Origin of the sequence: Clostridium pasteurianum (assembly GCF_001705235.1) — a bacterium.
Classification (GTDB): Bacteria; Bacillota; Clostridia; order Clostridiales; family Clostridiaceae; genus Clostridium_S; species Clostridium_S pasteurianum_A.
In genome coordinates this window covers 1-18,302 of the sequence record NZ_MCGV01000001.1, presented here as the reverse complement: position 1 = coordinate 18,302, position 18,302 = coordinate 1, and the positions used below count along the sequence as shown (strand labels likewise).

The following is an 18,302-nucleotide window of genomic DNA, read 5'->3' as shown; positions in this document are numbered from 1 at the left end:
GAAAAATATGAATGTTGTATTATTGGAATGGAGACCATATTCTTCATTATTCCAAAGAAATAATTTGGGATTGCAATATATAGCAGCTTCGTTACGGTCAAGTGGCCACAATACTAGTATATATGTATTTCAAGGAGATACGTTGGATGAAGTATGTAATAAAATAATTTCCCATAATCCTCATATGGTGGCTATTACTTTATTTCCTGAAACAAAAGATATGGTTTATTCTATATTTCAAAAAATTAAGGAAATAGACCCTAATATTGTTACAGTAACAGGAGGACATACAGCAACACTTTATGCATCAAAAGTTTTAAGGCAAGAGGATCATATTGACATAATTACTTATGGTGAAAGTGAATTAACTTACGTAGAATTATGTAATAGAATTGACGAAAATGAAAGTATAGAAACTTGTAGAGGTATTTTCTATAGAAAAGATGGTTATATAATGAAAACAAAACCTAGGGAAGAAGTAAAAGATTTAGATGCATTACCTTTTCCAGTAATTGATGTAACTAGAGACTTAAATGATAGAAGATCACCTACAGTTTTCACATCAATTTCTACATCTAGAGGATGTTTGGGAAATTGTGCTTTCTGTGTATCTCATCGCGTAAGTAAAGTAGTTAAGTACTCTCGATGGAGAGGAAAATCAGCAAAAGGGATTATAGATGAATTGAAATATATTAGAGATAATTTCCCAGATAAAAGACTTGTTGTAGAATTTGTTGACAGTTCTTTTGAAGATAATGATCCTAGAGAAAAGAAAAGAATAAAAAAGTTTTTAGATTTATTAGAAGCAAGTAATATTAAAATGGCCTTTTCATTTTTAACAAGGGCTGAATCATGGTCAGATAATGATAATGAATTAATTGCGAGGATGAAAAAGTTAGGTCTTTTTAGTGTTTCACCAGGATTTGAAAGTGGAGCAGATGATTCGTTAATGACATTTGGAAAAAGAGCAACTGTAGCAAATAATTATAAAACTTTTGAGATGTTTTCTAAAAACGGAGTAGATGTGTGTGGGATGATAATAATGTTTCATCCATATGTTACGTTTAAGGATTTAAGAAGTAATGCTGAATTTCTCTTAAATGTGGGGTTAGGATATAGCCCTCAAAATTGGATTCATTCATTATATGTTTTTCCAGATACGAGAATTTTTCAAAGGATAGTTAGTGATGGTTTATTAATTAATGATAACAAAAATGAATTCACATATTCATATTCATTCAAAAATGGGAAAATAGAAAAAATGTTTAGGATTATAGAGAAAATTGGTAAGCTTGATAGTGTAAAGCGTTTTGATAATACTTGTGAAAAAATTTTATATGAATTAAGACTTTATGAGGTCTGGAAACATCAAAGTGATGAGTTTGAAAATGTAGAAATAGAAATGAGTGAGTATAAAAAGTCGTATAAAGATACGGCAGCCTACGTTAGTAATAAATTATACGAAATGTTTCTTGAAATGATTGAAAAAGCTGAAAAAGGTGATATAAATGATATTGAAAATGAAATGGTTGTAAAATGGGATAGACTGCTTACAGATAAACAAGCATTTTTAGAACATGAATGGATGCGTTATAGAATTAAATTACTAAGAAAGGATATTCAATTATTATAATTACTTTTAAGAATTTTTTATAATGAATGGAAAATGAAGGTGAATTATGTGGGAAGATTTGAAAAAAAATTACAATGTTTAAAAGGTGATGTTAAGATTGCGATTGCCAATATCAATAAAGAGAAATATTTAGGCGTAAAAATGCTTTTAAGTTTTTCCAATGCTAATATTTCTATAGTTGGAGGATGGAATTTTAAAAATAGTAATAAAGCAATATTAGTTAAAAAAAATAGTATACCTGTATTTAAGGATATAATCGAATTCATGAGTAATATTTCAATAGATAAACAGCCTAATACTATAGTATTTTTACCTGAATCTAATAATATTTATGAAGAAATAAGAAAAGTATCACTTAAAAATATTGAAACTATAATTATAGTGTGGGGATTTAAAAATGAAATATCGTTAAGTGAGATGAAAAAAATCGCTTCTATATCTGAGGAAAATAAAGTAAAAGTAATAACCATGCATATTAAAGATATTGGATATAATATTGGATACTTATTAGATAATGTGAAAAATATGCCTTGGACAATTAATAGACTAGATTCTGATTTATTAGAGTATTTGAAGCAATTTAATATTAATAAGGGAACGTTTTTAGACTTAGGAACAGGTTCTGGAAATCAAGCAGTTGAATTAAGTAAATTGGGATTTAAAGTAACTGCAACAGATTTAGTAAGGTATGCATTTATAGAAAATCAATCAAAAGAAAAAGATGTGGAATTCATAGAAGATGATCTTCTTAATTCAAAATTAGATAGAAAGTTTGATTATATTTTTGATCGCGGATGTTTACATGCTCTTGGAAAATCTAATTATAAGAAATATGTATTACAAATAAGAAAACTTCTAAATGATGGTGGAAAATTATTTCTAAAATATGTTACAAATGAAAATAAGCAGCTGACAGCTGATGTACTTGAATATTATTTGTCAAAAGAAGATTTATATAATTTTATTAAAAAAAATTTTATTGTTGAACAGATAAAAGATGCAGTGTATGAACAATCATATGAAAAAGTACCACTTAAATCAACTTTTGCTGTGTTAAGTAATAAATAGGGTAAGAGTATATCTGTAATATAATGAAGTTCAAAAATAAGAGGAAGTGAGAAATAGTGCCAATAAATAGTAAAAACAAGTTTAATGTTGTACTTTTAGAAATACGTAACAATGTAACATTATATAAATTTACATTAGGACTCGATTATTTGACTGCTGTATTACGTGATAAAAACTATTCTGCTTGGGATTTTATGTTTGAAAGTGAAGATATAGAAACTATGAAACAAAAAATTTTGAGCGTTGAACCTAATATAATTGGAATTAGTTTTTACCGTGAAACAGAAGAAACAGTTTTTGAATTAACGAGAGCTATAAAAAAGGTGTCACCTGATATAAAAATATATTTAGGTGGACATACAGCAACTTTGTATGCTGCACAGATTTTAAAAAAAGAATCAACAATTGATTTTATTATAAATGGTGAAGGAGAATTAACTACTCTTGAGGTATGTAAATTATTAAGTAATAAGGAAGATTTAACTACATGTAAAGGTGTTACATATAGAAAAGATAAAATAATAATGCGCAATGAAAATCGAGAGTTTATTAAAAGTCTTGATGATTTACCATTTCCTGCATTGGATACCATTAAAGAAAAAGGTATTACTAGTAACTACATTTTTGCTGGAATATCTACATCAAGGGGATGTCTCGGTAAATGTGGCTTTTGTGTAGCAAATAGGTATTATAAAGATTCTAAGAATCTAGGATGGAGAGGGAGATCTCCTAAAAGTATAGTTAATGAAATAAAGCATATAAAAAATGTATTCCCTAATAAGCGTATTTTTTATACGATTGTTGATAGTTCAATTGAAGATCCTTGTCCAAAGTCAAAGGAAAGACTTAAAGAATTTGTTACATTATTAGAAGAAAATAATCTATTTGTCCCTTTCAATTGTTTTACAAGGGCTGAATCCTGGAGTGAAGATGATTCAGAGCTTATTCAAAGACTTAAAAATGTTGGATTATTCGAAGTAAGTATAGGGTATGAATCTAGTAATGCAAAAACATTAGCTATATTTAATAAAAGAGCAGCAGTTGAAGACAATTATAGAGCATGTAGAGTTTTTAAAAAAAATAATGTTAATGTATTTGGTTTTTTAATTATGTTTCATCCATATACAACATTAGAAGAATTAAGATCAAATGCAGACTTGTTAATAAATGTTAATATGGCATATCATCCACAGTCATGGTGGCAGACTCTTGATCTATGGCCAGATTCAAGAATGTTTTTAGGGGTTGCTATGGATGGATTATTAATTGGTCCTGAAGAAAAAGGTTATCTTTTTAAATATGCATTTGAAGATGGCCGTGTTGAAAAAATAAATGAAGCAATGAAATTAATTCAAAATAGTAAAAGTAGTTTAGATTATATTAATACAAATGAAAAAATCAAATTGGAGTGTTTATTATATAATGCGTGGAAGGTTACAGATAATAGTTTAACCTGTGTCAAACAGGAGATGGATGAATATGAGGATTTATATGAAAAAAATAAGGAATATATGTCATTAAGACAGTATGAATTATTTATGTCGTTAATTAAATATGTAGAAAGTGGGAGAGATAATAGTTTAATAAATCAAGCAGTTAATGATTGGATAGAACTTTTAAAAAGTAATCAAATTGAACTTGAAAAAATGTGGATGAAGTTCACCATGAGATTAAGGCGTAAAAATGTTGATATATTAGGCAAGGGATATAAGTAAATTATTCTATGGTATATAGAATTAAGGAGGATAAGCAATGTCTTATAACCATTTATTAAAAAAAATCGAAAGAACGTTTAAAAAAAATCCCAATAAAGTTGCAATATACTACAATGATATTGTAATTACATACAAAGAATTAGCAGAAAGAGTGGATAAATGTATAGATGAAATAGTTGGCCTAAAAAGTAATATAAGATATAAAACTAAAGTTTTATTATCTATAAATAATCCAATTCAATTTATTATTATATGGCTTTCATTGTGGAAATTAGACTGTATTATAATACCATTTCAGCCCAAAGGCCAAAATTCAGCAGAATTAAAACGTGCTATTGAAGCAAGTGAATGTAATATTGTTATAAAAGAATCAGATATAAATATAGATGATATTAATGTTATTAGTGTTGAAAAATCCAAAAACTTTTCATCACTAGTATATGTGGAAGTTAATAGGGATATTATCGATGATAAATATAATGATTTATCAGTATTTTTTTATACTTCTGGAACAACTGGATTACCAAAATGTGTAGGATTTACTGAAGAATCTATGCTTGAAAATATAAAATCTGTAGCAGAAGTAATAGATCTTTCTGAAATAGATGTGTTTTTTACACCATTATCACCAGTGCTTACAGCTACAATTACTACAGCAGTATTGCCTTCATTATATGTGGGAGCTTCATTAGTTATAACAAATTGTGTATTACCAGCAAATATATTAAAAAATATAGAAGAAAAAAAGGTTACAATATTTTTTGCAGTTCCATACATTTATGAGTTATTAAATTCAACTATGAATCTACATAAATTGGATGTATGGAATAGTGTAAGAATTTGCTTAACAAGTTCAGCATTTTTAAAGAAAAGTACTTTTGATGAATTTTATGAAAAAACATCAATACCTATGAGGTCTATATATTGTTCATCAGAAGCTGGTGCAATTACTTATAACAATAGTAATGATATCAAGTTAATTCGGAATTCTGTAGGATTACCGTTACCAGGAGTAAAAGTAAAGATTTTTGATGGAAAAATGAATGAACTAAAACAAAATCAGGTGGGTGAATTATATATTGGAGGAAGTCATTTAGCATCAGGTTATTACAATAAATTGGAATTAGGGAAAAAGGTTTTTAAAAACAACTTAGTAAGAACTGGAGATATAGGATTCATTAACGAAAAAGGATTCATTGTATTAAAAGGAAGAGCTTCAGATACCATAAATGTAAGTGGCTTTTTAGTAAATCCAGAAGAAATAGAGCAAGTTATTATTAGGCATCATGATGTAAAAGATGCTTTAGTATATGGAATTAATGATGATAAAACTGGAGAACGAGTAGCTGCTAAAATTATTTTAAAAGATGAAGCATGTAAGTTAGCTGAGGATGATATATATAACTTTTGTATTAAACAATTAGAACAGTATAAAATACCAAGACATATTGAAATTGTAGATGATATTCCTAAAAGTCGTTACGGAAAAAAAATACGTGTAAAAAGAGAATTAAATTAATGGAGGTTATAAATGATATTGATAACAGGGTGTACAGGTTATATAGGTAAGAGATTAACTAGTGCTATGTTAAAACGTGGTTTTAAGGTGAGGGGATTAGTTCCTAAAAGTGAATTGAATAAAGCAAAACCTCTTGTAAATAAAGGAATGGAACTATGGAAGGGAGATCTGTTTGATTCTAATACATTACATGGAATAGGTAAAAATGTAAAAGTTGTATATCATCTTGCGGGCCTGCATTCTTCAGTTGAAAAGATGAATAAGCTATATGTTGAAGGAACAAAATCTCTTGTAAATCAACTAAACAACTCATCTATTGAAGAATTTTATTTTTCAAGTAGTGGAGCGGTGTATGGTGATTATGGAGATAAACTACTTACAGAGAATTATCCTCCAGAACCAATTCATCCATTTGGAGTGATTTCTGCAAATGTAGAAAAATTTCTTTTGCAATTATTTAATGAAAAAAGATTTCCATGTATAATTTTTAGAATTGGTGAAGTATATGGACCTGGAGAATATAATCCATTAAAGAAAGCAAGTTATAGTGGACTAAGGGGATTAGGTAATGGATTAAACTATACATCCAAGATTCATATAGAAGATTTAATATCAATTTTGACAACATCACCTAAAAAATTAAAAGTGGGGAAGATTTATAACCTTGTTGATGATATTCCAGTACTTCAAAAGGATTTCTATAATGAAATAGTTAAAATATCAGGATGTCCTTCACCTATATGGATACCAAAGGATACAGTACCTGAAAGAATCAAACTAAGTATACATGGTTTGCGCATGTTATCTATTCGTATGTCAAATGCATCAATTAAAAAAAATTTAAATTATAAATTTATTTTTCCATCATATCACGAAGGATTAAATAATTTAATAGAAAATAAATAAAGGGGTGGGCAATATGGAACTTTCGGTAGCTTATAATGGTGATCTGAATTTTATAGAAAAATTATCAAATTATAAATCAGTTGTTAATGTATTTGGAACTATAACTAATAGTACTGTTGGTGGCGGAAGAAATCCAGATGGATTAACAACTATAACTAAAAGTGACATAGAAGAAGCTGTACAAAAATCACATGAAAATAATATAGAGTTTAATTATCTTATGAATAGCTCATGCATGGGGAATAGAGAATTCACACATGATACTTATATGAAAATTATTGAATGCTTAGATTGGTTAGATTCTATAGGAGTTGATTGGGTAACAATAGCTAATCCATATATAATAGATATATGTAAAAATAGACATCCTAGAATAAAAGTTAGTTTATCTTCTTTTGCTATGGTTGAAAGTGTTCAAAGAGCTAAGTTTTATGACGAGATAGGAGTTGATGAAATTAGTGTACGTGAAAATATTAATAGAAATTTCAAGTTGCTTAAAGAGATGCAATCAAATGTAGAGTGTAAAATTCAAGTTATTGCTAATCAAACATGCTTATTTCAATGTCCATATCAATTTTATCATGATAATGTAATGAGTCATTCTTCTCAGAAAAATGAGTTCTTAAATTCGCATATTATAGATTATTGTATTTTAAAATGTATTTATAAGAAATTTAACAAACCAGAAGAAATTATTAAGTCACGTTGGATAAGACCTGAAGATATCAAAGAATATGAGAGTATAGGAATAAAAAAATTTAAGATAACTGATAGAGTAAAGTCTAGTGAGTGGTTACTGAGAGCAGTTAAAAGTTATGAAGAAAAAAAGTACATTGGAAATTTAGCTGATATTTTAAATATTGTTCAAATACAAAATAAGAGAAGCAATGGAAATATAGTTAGTATAGAAAGCTCGAAAGTTTCTGATAATTTAAAGAAAATTAGAAAGATGATTAAAAATTTTATGATGTTAGATGTAAAAATTAGTAATAAAAAATTAGAGGGATTTATTGGACATTTTAAAAACTTAGATTGTAATTCAATTTCATGTGATAAATGTGGGTATTGTAAAAAAATAGCGAATGAGGTAATTGAGTTTTCTAATAAGGAAGCTATTTGCAAAGCATTGAATGAGATTAAAAAATTAAGTAATGATATTGTTGTAAATAGATAAGTGAAGTAAAAATATAGCGAAAGGGAAAGTATAGTAAAATTTTTACGAATATTTACTATAAAAGGTTTTATTATGATTTTAAGTAAAAAGATTGATAACCAGATATTAGAATTAGTATCCAAAAAATTTAATATAAGTGATTTAAAATTTGATGAGGAAATACAATTAAGTTCAATTGAAATTTTAAAAATGGTAACTTTAATAGAAAAAAAATATGGAATTGAAGTAGAAGATAAATTTATTTTCCATGGGTTATTTTCAAGTTGTAAAACAATAAGCTCATATATATACAATAAGATTAAATTAAGTGATGAGAATAATAGTTTAAAGTGATTTTTATAGAATTAATAATAAAATATTGAACTTATAATGGAGGTGCAAAATGAGTGAATTAAAAAAATATATCTCAACAGAAGATATTAAAAAGTTATTAGCTGATATGGTTAATGATCAGATTATATCATTAAAAAGTGGTTCAATAGAGGAGTTTATGAAGTGGTTTAAGCTTAATAATTATGATGATTATTATGTAAGAAGATGGTTTAATGGTTATGCTGTAAGATTAGCTCAACCTGAAGATTGTAAATTTAAATTTACTAAAATTGAATGTGAAACTAATAATATTATTTATTTACAAGTAATTATTAAGTTGAATTACAAGTCATTTGATGATGAAACGATAACTTTTGATTACAAAGTTAACTATGACATTAAAAAAAGTATTTTGCAAATAGTAGATTATTCCATTAAAGTAAAAAATGGTAAATGGGCTGATGCTCCACAACCTACTAGTGAAAGTTTGAGCAAATTGCCAATTAATTACTTTTCTTTAAATATGGAATTTTTAAAGAATAAATATGCTTATTTTAATGATGAAGAGTGGTGGGAAGATAAAGAAATCACTGAAATTTGTAAGCATTCAAAAGAGTATTTAAAAGCTAATTTCTATTGTAGAGCCATTCCTAAGTCTGTAAGATTTAGAAATACACATCCTGAAATTGATTGTGCAGGACTATTGTCAGATATTATGACAATGACAACAGCGAGGTTAGCATTTTATATTGGAAATGAAGATTTAGTAAGTACAGCTCAAAAGATTAATCTTATTAGTAAAAAGAATTTTATTCCAAGAACCAATAATGAAAAAGACTTGAAAATTTCTGTAAGGGAGTTATCATTACTCCCATTATATAATATAGATGAGCTATTGGCATTTAAAAAAAATGATGATGTTATTCAGGCTAGTTGTGCAGAAATGACGTCATTTTATGCAACACTTCTTAGGCATGCAGGAATGTCTTCAAAAAATGTGTTTGTAGTTGCACAACCCTTTCATTATTTAACTATGTTTAAATTAGACAGAGGATATTATATAGAACATGTAAATGAAATTATGCCAATGAGTAAAACTCGTTTGTATGAAGATACTGAAGTGACAAGAATATTTTCTCCAATATATTATTTAGATGAGTCTGGACAAACTAACATGCCTATTGAGGTTGAGAATTATGTAAAAAAATATTTTAGGGAAAGTGTTCCTATATTTTCAATACCAAAAGTAACAAATAGAACTAATGTATTGCCAATAGATTTAGAATCTAAAATATCTATAAAAAATTGTGCTAATCCTATTGAACTTCACAAGAGAATTAAAAAATATGTTTATATGATGAGTATGAAATATCCAGATTCAACTTTTACATGGGCCAAATATTCATATCAAACTTTGTTTGTATGTCAACCAGAAGTATACTTAATTTGGTCATTGAAGTCACAGTATTCTCAAAGATTTTCTAAAAAGTTTACTTGTTTAAATCAAATATTTGAATGGATAAAAACAGAGTTAGAAATGAAATCTATTTTTGAAGAGAATGAGAGAATTATGACAGCTGATCAAGTTATACGACATAAAAAAGGAAATATAAAAGATAGAGCTTTATTTATTGCAACAATTTCAACATTATGTTCTTGCAGCATATATTCTGGAATAGTAATTACTAGTGAGAGTTCATATGCAGTTTTATATGATGAAATCGAGAAATTAAGGATATATGATTCAGAAAATCTTAAATTAGTATCAAAAATTAAAGGTAATATTGTAGTTGCTTTTGATGATAAAAATAGTTATTCAATATTTCAAAGTAGTAAAGATGAAGCGCCTAGGTGGTTAAAAAAAATATATAAATAAGGAGAAGTTTATAATTATGATTAAAGAAAAAGAAAAAATAAGGAAACAGATAATTAATATTTATAAAGAAGTAACTGAAAAAGATATAGAAGAAGAAAAAATACAGGACGGTTTGTTGGAGCAACTTCATATTGATTCACTGATAGCATTACAAATAATAGTAAAGATGGAGCAAGATTTTAAAATTGTTATAGAAGATGATGATGTTGCAATTAAAATGTTAGATTCAATAGAAAATGCAACAGATTTTATTATGAAAAATAGTAAAGATATAGTGAACAATAATTAATTTCATTAGAAGGTGAAAATAATGAATTGTATTCTTAATAAGAATCAAAATATAGGTTTTAATAAATATGATATAGTAAATAAAATTATATATACTATTAGAAAAGCAATAAGTGAACAAAACGTGAATATCTGGATGAGCGTTTTTTATTCCGAAGATGATATTGCAAATGAGGCTCAAAAATCATGGTTTCATAAATATTTTATAGAATTAAATGTTTATGAATATAAAATTGAGATATTAAATACAGATATTAAAGATTGTAGTATAAATTTAAAAGTTAGAGTATTAATTAAATATAGATATTTTGATGATTTAGATGAAATTCATATATATAAAATTAAGTATGTAGACTTAGTAAAAAGATGGTGTGTAGTATGGGCCGAAAAAGTAAGGAAACCATTTATGAAGGAATTAGGCGAAGTAAATTCTGTTAATTTTAATGAAGATATGGACACCTCCCATTCAAAGTGGTGGGAAAATAAGATTTTGGTAGAAGCAGCAAGGGGATCAAAAGATTTTCTTTCATCCAAGATATATGCGAGAGCTATAACAAGAAATATACGCTTTAGAGAGGCACATCCTGCATTAGAATCTGTTTCAATACTCTCTAACATTATGTCCATTAGGGTAAATAATCTTGCCTTAGAAACTTTTAATGAGAATAAATTGAAATTTTTAAGTAATGTATATAATTCTTTCAAGGATACTGTTCTTGTAAAATTAATTAGGAAAGATAGAAATAATACATGGTCAAGTAAATTTGTAGTGCCTTGGTATGGGTTTGATGAAATGTATATGTTAAGAGATAAAAATGGAATAATATCCTGCAGTTGCTCATCTTATATGTCATTTTTAGCTTCAATCTTAAGGTTAGGTGGAATAGATTCAAATGATGTAATACAAATTCGGTTGGATAATCAGGATGTACTTATTGTATCAATTAACTTGGAGAATTATTTAATTACTTCTGAGAAAATATCTAAATTAACAAATAAAACTCTTTATCATAAGTATTTAATTAATAAAGCGTTTTCTGATTCTTGGTTTATTGGAGATGATGGAAGAAGTAATTTAGGTGATCATAATAGAGAAAATTTTAGAGAGAAAATTGAAAATAAGTCATGTATATTTAAATTTAAGTTCAAAAAAAATATTAGTAGCAATAATGAGAAGCCCATTATACCACTTAATATATCTAATTTAACTAATGTTAGTAATGTATATCAACTTAATACAATTATTAAACAACATATATTTGAACTTAGTAGAAGATATCCAGAATCATTATATACATGGGCAAAATATGCATATCAAACTCTACTTGTTTCTAAGCCTGAATCTTATGTTATCTGGTCACTTCAAAACAATATTGTAAAAGATACTTTTAGCAAGATGTATTCTACAGAAAAGTTTTTTAATTATGTTTACAATATTAAAACAAGTTCTATTTTTATTGAAAGCGATAGAATAATGACTTCAGATCAAGTAATAAGACATAATATGGGAGATGAAAAATCTAAGTCAATATTATTATTCATATGGTTTAAATTAAAAGAAAGTAAGAACGTATTTATGATTTTCACCAATAAAGAACATTATTGTATTTGGAAAAATGACTATGACTGGGTTATATGGAGCATTGAATTGTGGAAGAGAGTATCATCGACTGAAGGAAAAATTTTATTGGCATTTGATGATAAATATAGCTATTTTCCATTACTAAATAAAATAGAAAATAATAAGAATAAACCAATATGGTGGAATATACTTGATAAAATTTAAGGAGAAAATGTAAAATGAAAGATTATATTTGGGTGGAGGGTGCTAGAGAACATAACTTAAAAAATATATCATTAAAGATACCTAAAAATAAGCTTATAGTACTTACAGGATTATCAGGTTCTGGAAAGTCATCTCTTGCATTTGATACATTACAAAAAGAATGTCAAAGACAATATATGGAGTCTTTAGGCATGATTACTGAAAATATTAATAAACCTAATGTAAGATTAATAAAAGGATTATCACCATCTATTAGTGTTAATCAAAGAGTACTTAACTGCAGCCCAAGGTCGACAGTAGGAACGGTTACAGAAATTTTCACATATTTGCGTGTACTTTATGCTAGATTTGGAGAAAGATATTGTAGTAATTGTGGTGAGAAGATTACTCCATCATTCAACCAAAGTGGGGAAGATTATAATGATAGTGATAACAATGGAGATGGATTAGAAAAGAAATTCATTTTATGTCCTAATTGTAAAAATAAGATATTCGAATTGGGGATGTCTAATTTTTCATTTAATAAACCTGAAGGAGCTTGCCCTAAATGTATGGGATTGGGAAAGATAAGTAAAGTGAATATGAAAACACTTTTAAATGAAGAATTAAGTGTGCTAGATGGTGCAGTTAGTATTTGGTGTAGTGCTGAAATAAAAAGGTTTTCGTCTACATTGGTAAATGCCGGAAAATATTTTGGGTTTCCATTTGATCCATCAATACCAGTAAAAGATTATAATAATATACAAAAAAATTTATTATTATACGGAATATATGATATTAGGTTTAAAAAAAATTTCCCTAATATTGATTTCCCTAAGTCTGTTGATAATGGAAGATTTGATGGAATCGTAAATATTGTTCTACGGCGTTATGAGGAAAGAGGAGATGACATTAATTATAGAAAAAAAATAAGTAAATTAATAATTGAGGATGTATGCCCAGACTGTAAGGGAAGTCGCTTGCGTAAGGAAAGTAGAGAGGTTATACTGGGTGACAAATCTATAACTGAAGTTTCAAAAATGTCGTTATATGAATTGATGGATTGGATTAATGAACTTCCTAATAAAGTTATACCTAAATGTAGATTAATTATAGAGCAAACATTATCAAATTTAAGAGAAAGAGTAAGAAGACTTATAGATGTCGGCCTCGGCTATTTGACAATGGGAAGGGCTTCCTTAACTTTATCAGCTGGCGAATACCAAAGGTTAAGGCTAGCTTCTCTATTGGGATCAGGTTTAACTGGGGTACTTTATGTGCTTGATGAGCCTACGACTGGACTTCATCAACGAGATACAGATAGATTAATTAAGGTATTAAAGCAATTAAGAGATTTAGGAAATACAGTAATGGTTATAGAACATGATACAGAAATGATGAAGGCAGCAGATTATATTATAGATATTGGTCCTGGAGCTGGTAAAAAAGGCGGAAATGTTATTATAGCAGGAACGTTAAATGATGTCTTAAATTGTAATGAATCAATAACTGGAAGATTTCTTTCAGGAAAAGAGTTAATTGAGATACCCAAAAAACGTTTGTTAGGTAATGGTAAGTTTATAAGAATTAAAGGTGCAAGAGAAAATAATTTAAAAAACATAAATGTTAATATTCCATTAGGAGTATTTGTTGCTATAACTGGAGTTTCAGGATCTGGGAAATCTACACTTATGTTTGATATTTTAGCTAAGTTTGCACAAAATAGTTCGAGTCAAATAGGCAATAAATGTGATAGCATTACCGGATTAGAATATATAGATAAAGTAATAACAATTAATCAAACTGCGATTGGAAGAACTCCACGCTCAAATGCTGCTACTTATACAGAAGTTTTTAATCTTATTAGGGATTTATTTTCAAAACTAGAGTATTCAAGAAAAAACAATTTAAAACCAAAACATTTTTCTTTTAATGTTAGTGGGGGAAGATGTGAAAAATGTCAAGGAGCAGGTGTATTAATGATTCCAATGCATTTTCTACCTGATGAACAAGTTTTATGTCCTGAGTGCCATGGAAAGAGGTTCCAAAAGAAGATATTAGGAGCAAAATATAAAGATAAAACTATTTCAGATGTATTGAATATGACAATAGATGAAGCTATATTACTATTTGAAAATGAAAATAAAATTAAAACAAAATTATTATTAATGAAAAAAGTGGGAATAGGATATCTACAACTTGGTCAACCTGCAACTACTTTATCAGGGGGTGAAGCACAGAGAATTAAATTAGCTAAGGAACTTGGAAAAAGTTCGAAAGGACATACTCTATATATTATTGATGAACCTACTACAGGTTTGCATCCTCAAGATGTAAAACAATTAATATTAGTTTTACAAAAATTAGTTAGTAATAATAATACTGTTATTGTAATCGAACATAATTTAGAGGTAATTAAGGTCGCAGATTGGATTATAGATCTTGGACCAGAAGGTGGTGATAAAGGTGGCGAAATTGTGGCAGAAGGAACACCGGAAGAAATCATGCATTCACCAAAATCAATAACAGGAATGTGTTTACGAAAAAAAATATTTTAATCTAAGTATTAGGAGGAGCATTATGAAAAAATTAACTAATAGTCAAATAGAAAAAAGTGTTTTTGACATATTAAGAGAAAAAGCTGAAATTGACAAAAGTATAGAAATATCAATAGATAGCAAACTTATAGATTTAGGAATAGACTCATTCGTTGCAATTCAAGTATTAGTTGGATTAGAACAGATATTTGATTTTCAATTTCCTGATAATATGTTAACACCTGAGATTTTTGCAACTGCACAATCTTTAATAGAAGCTATAGAGATTTCAATGAATAATAACTAATTTATTACGCTTATTTAAATATGTTTATTATAGAAAACTTAATGTCAACTAGAAGAGTTAAAGGTATTTAATATTTTTAAATTATGTAGGTCTTGCTAATTTTAAATTAGTAAAACGTATCATATAAAAAAAGTACTATTAAATGTTATAGAGAGGGATGATATTATGATACCAGATGCAGCACAAATTATTATAATTGGAGCTGGAGCTATGGGGGCAAGTACAGCATATTATTTAGCACAAAAAGGATATTCAAATATTGTGGTATTGGAAAAAGAAAATTATTTAGGAGGACATACTACAAGTAGATGTGCTGGTGGATTTAGATATCAGTTTTCTAATGAAATAAATGTACAATTATCCAAGTTGAATATACAGGAGTTAGAATTATTTAAAAGAGAACATAAGTGTAAATATGAATTAAATAAATGTGGATATCTATTCTTATTAACTAAAGATGATAATATTGATAAATTTAAATCTTCAGTAAAAATGCAAAACAAGTTGGGAATAGATACTAAATGGTTAGAATCAGACGATATTAGGAAAATGATTCCTATGATGAATACTGATGATGTAGTTTCAGGAACATTTTATGAAGGTGATGGTTTAGTAGATCCTAGTGATGTAGTAAATGCATATATTGAAGAATCAAAAAAACTAGGTGTAAAGTATTTTAATGATGTGAAAGTAACATCAATAGAATTGTACAAAGATAGTGCTAAACGTGTTATTACTAATAAAGGTTCTATAAACTGTTCTATAATTGTTAATGCTGCAGGACCATGGGCATCCGAAATTGGAAAAATGGTTGGAGTATATATACCAATAAAGCCTGTTAAACAACAATTATTCTTTACTTCTAAGGTTTCGTGGATGTCAAAAAAGTTTCCAGTAGTTATTTTCCAAAATGAAGGATTAGGATTTCATAGAGAAGGGAATGGGATATTAACTGGTTTAAATAAGCCACAAGAAGAATCTATAAATTATAACTTAGATGTTGATGAAGAATGGAAGATTAGACATTGTGAAAAAGCAATAAAACGTATACCAACAATGGAGAATTTATCTATAGTATCAGAATGGGCTGGATTCTATGAAGTTACCGAAGATGATCTGCCCATATTGGGAAGAATACCACAAGTCGAAGGTTTCTATTGTATAGCAGGATTTAGTGGGCATGGTTTTATGCATAGTTCAATATGTGGAAAACTTTTAAGTGAAGAAATTATTTATGGAACTACAAGAAGTTTAGATATAACATCTTTAAGAATAAATAGGTTTGATGAGTCACAATGTAATATGCCAGAATATTATAAAATTTAAAAATAGTTTTAATAATAAGGAGATTGATTATGAATAATACAAAACAAAAAATTTTAGGTCTTATTGAAGAGTTAGTAGAAGAAAAAGTATTAAATTCATTTGATTTTGAGAGATATGTAAAAGGTGCTGTTGATTCTAATGACCCCTCATATATTACACATGAAATGGAAGAATGGTATAAAGATATGGGACTAGAATATATAACTGGAAAAAGACTTTCTTTATCTGAATGTCCATTTACTCGAGAAGAGATAGAAGAAACTCAAAAAAATGGGGAAACAATATTATGTGTTCCTAAAGGAATATCTCGTGAAGATTTAGGAAAACTTTTTAGAATAGATAGTTGGGCGTTACATGATCAAGTGGTTACAAGAGCTCCAGAAACAGAGGATTGTTGGTTTAGAACTAGTATGAGCTTGATTCCAAGGCATATTAGAACTACAGGAGTAGAAAATGCACATAGAGCTGAGGATGAAAATAAATTAAATTTTAGTTTGGAAAGATATTTAGTTTTTATAGGACGTGTCAGATACTTAACAGGAAAAAATCCTGATTCACAATATTGGATTTGGCTTCCTCGTGGTAGGTATGACCGATCAGGAATGCTTATAGCAGGATTTGATAGAACAGGTAGTTTTAATGTTCATGGATGGATGCCTCAATTTTCATCAGGTTTTGTGGGAGCAAGATTTGGAATACCACATAGAGATAATAAATAATTATCAATTAAATTCACATGATATTAAAAATAAAAATATAGATAAACAAAAATAAGAATTATTAGTTTTTTGTATATGTAAAGAATAGAATAGGAGGGCGAAAATTGTATTATTACAAGGAAAGGAAAAGAGTAGCTTGTGTTATTCCACCGTTTTATAGACTTATTGAATCTAAAAATAATAGACTTCCACCAGCAATGCACTATATTGCTGAAATTCTTCATAGAAGGGGACATGAGGTAATATTTATAAATGGTGATTATGTTGATGATTCATTTGATTATGCTGATCGTTTTAGTATGACTGCGAACAGTTGGTTATTTAATGAAAGATATAAAAATGGACATGAGTCATTTTATAATATAATTAATATATTATCTGATTTTAAGCCAGATGTTGTTTTTTTAAGCGCTGGGGATGTATTGATACCAACAGTTGAATTAGGTAGCACGCAATCATGTGCATGTTTAGCTAAAATGATAAAGGAAATTATAGGGCCTAATGTTACATGTGTTGGATATGGACATTTACTTAGATATGCAAAGGAAAAAGATTTAAAAGATTTAGATGTTATTATAGCAGGTGAAGGAGAAGAATTTGCAACAGAAATTGTAGAAGATAATTTTAGGGGAAAAACTAAGATATCATGGTGCAATGATATGAATTCATTGCCAATATTGTCTGATAGATACATATATTACAAACCCAAACCTGAAGATTGGGATTATATTATGTCTATGAGAGGATGTCCAAATAGATGTACATTTTGTCATCAACCATCATTAAGGGGTTATAACATATCAATGATGTCACCTGTACGTTTTTTAAGAGAATTGCGATATAGAATTGACAAAATAGGAACAAAAGGATTTTATTTTTCGGATATGATATTTGCTCCGGGTGCAGGGCCAAGAACTATAGAAATGTTAGATCGTCTAACACTTTTAAAAAGTGAGTATCCTGAATTTAATTGGTGGGCAGAATCTAGAGTTGATAGCATTACAAGTAATGATATTGTTAAGAAAATGAAAAAGGCAGGATGTAGGCATTTAAAGTTTGGTGTAGAAATGGCAAATCAAGACATGTTAAACACTGTAAGAAAAGGAATAAGTTTAAGTGAGATAAAAAATGCTTTTTCATTAACTCAAAATTATGGT

Annotated in this window: 15 protein-coding genes; all 15 read left to right on the top strand. The window is 27.9% G+C overall.

Going from position 1 to position 18,302, the window contains the following annotated elements; genetic code table 11:
* Nucleotides 1–7: 7 nt before the first annotated feature.
* Complete coding sequence (locus tag BEE63_RS00075; protein WP_066019437.1) at nt 8–1,633, top strand: B12-binding domain-containing radical SAM protein; 1,626 nt, start codon at nt 8–10, stop codon at nt 1,631–1,633.
* A gap of 48 nt (nt 1,634–1,681) precedes the next feature.
* Complete coding sequence (locus tag BEE63_RS00070; protein ID WP_066019436.1) at nt 1,682–2,701, top strand: class I SAM-dependent methyltransferase; 1,020 nt, start codon at nt 1,682–1,684, stop codon at nt 2,699–2,701.
* Between the two features lie 56 nt (nt 2,702–2,757).
* The gene (locus tag BEE63_RS00065) at nt 2,758–4,416 is read left to right on the top strand and encodes a B12-binding domain-containing radical SAM protein (protein ID WP_066019435.1); all 1,659 of its coding nucleotides are present in this window, start codon (nt 2,758–2,760) and stop codon (nt 4,414–4,416) included.
* A 37-nt stretch (nt 4,417–4,453) separates the two neighbouring features.
* On the top strand, nt 4,454–5,935 hold the full coding sequence (locus tag BEE63_RS00060; protein WP_066019434.1) for a class I adenylate-forming enzyme family protein: 1,482 nt from the start codon (nt 4,454–4,456) through the stop codon (nt 5,933–5,935).
* A gap of 12 nt (nt 5,936–5,947) precedes the next feature.
* Entirely contained in the window at nt 5,948–6,841 is an 894-nt protein-coding gene (locus BEE63_RS00055; RefSeq protein ID WP_066019433.1) for an NAD-dependent epimerase/dehydratase family protein, read from the top strand.
* Between the two features lie 13 nt (nt 6,842–6,854).
* Entirely contained in the window at nt 6,855–8,015 is a 1,161-nt protein-coding gene (locus BEE63_RS00050; protein WP_066019432.1) for a U32 family peptidase, read from the top strand.
* Between the two features lie 72 nt (nt 8,016–8,087).
* A complete protein-coding gene (locus tag BEE63_RS00045) occupies nt 8,088–8,348 on the top strand; it encodes a hypothetical protein (RefSeq protein WP_066019431.1) in 261 nt (86 codons plus the stop codon).
* A gap of 49 nt (nt 8,349–8,397) precedes the next feature.
* Nucleotides 8,398–10,203: a hypothetical protein gene (locus BEE63_RS00040; RefSeq protein WP_066019430.1), complete on the top strand. Its 1,806-nt coding sequence runs from the start codon at nt 8,398–8,400 to the stop codon at nt 10,201–10,203.
* A 16-nt stretch (nt 10,204–10,219) separates the two neighbouring features.
* Nucleotides 10,220–10,492, top strand: a complete 273-nt coding sequence (locus BEE63_RS00035) for an acyl carrier protein (protein WP_066019429.1) — start codon at nt 10,220–10,222, stop codon at nt 10,490–10,492.
* Between the two features lie 21 nt (nt 10,493–10,513).
* A complete protein-coding gene (locus tag BEE63_RS00030; protein ID WP_066019428.1) occupies nt 10,514–12,277 on the top strand; it encodes a hypothetical protein in 1,764 nt (587 codons plus the stop codon).
* A gap of 14 nt (nt 12,278–12,291) precedes the next feature.
* A complete protein-coding gene (gene uvrA, locus BEE63_RS00025) occupies nt 12,292–14,814 on the top strand; it encodes an excinuclease ABC subunit UvrA (protein WP_066019427.1) in 2,523 nt (840 codons plus the stop codon).
* 22 nt (nt 14,815–14,836) lie between these two features.
* The gene (locus BEE63_RS00020; RefSeq protein WP_066019426.1) at nt 14,837–15,100 is read left to right on the top strand and encodes a phosphopantetheine-binding protein; all 264 of its coding nucleotides are present in this window, start codon (nt 14,837–14,839) and stop codon (nt 15,098–15,100) included.
* 165 nt (nt 15,101–15,265) lie between these two features.
* On the top strand, nt 15,266–16,426 hold the full coding sequence (locus BEE63_RS00015; protein WP_066019425.1) for an NAD(P)/FAD-dependent oxidoreductase: 1,161 nt from the start codon (nt 15,266–15,268) through the stop codon (nt 16,424–16,426).
* A 29-nt stretch (nt 16,427–16,455) separates the two neighbouring features.
* Nucleotides 16,456–17,145, top strand: a complete 690-nt coding sequence (locus tag BEE63_RS00010) for a hypothetical protein (RefSeq protein ID WP_066019424.1) — start codon at nt 16,456–16,458, stop codon at nt 17,143–17,145.
* A gap of 104 nt (nt 17,146–17,249) precedes the next feature.
* Nucleotides 17,250–18,302 (top strand): B12-binding domain-containing radical SAM protein (locus tag BEE63_RS00005; protein ID WP_139111547.1); only part of this gene is annotated, 1,053 nt, incomplete at its 3' end.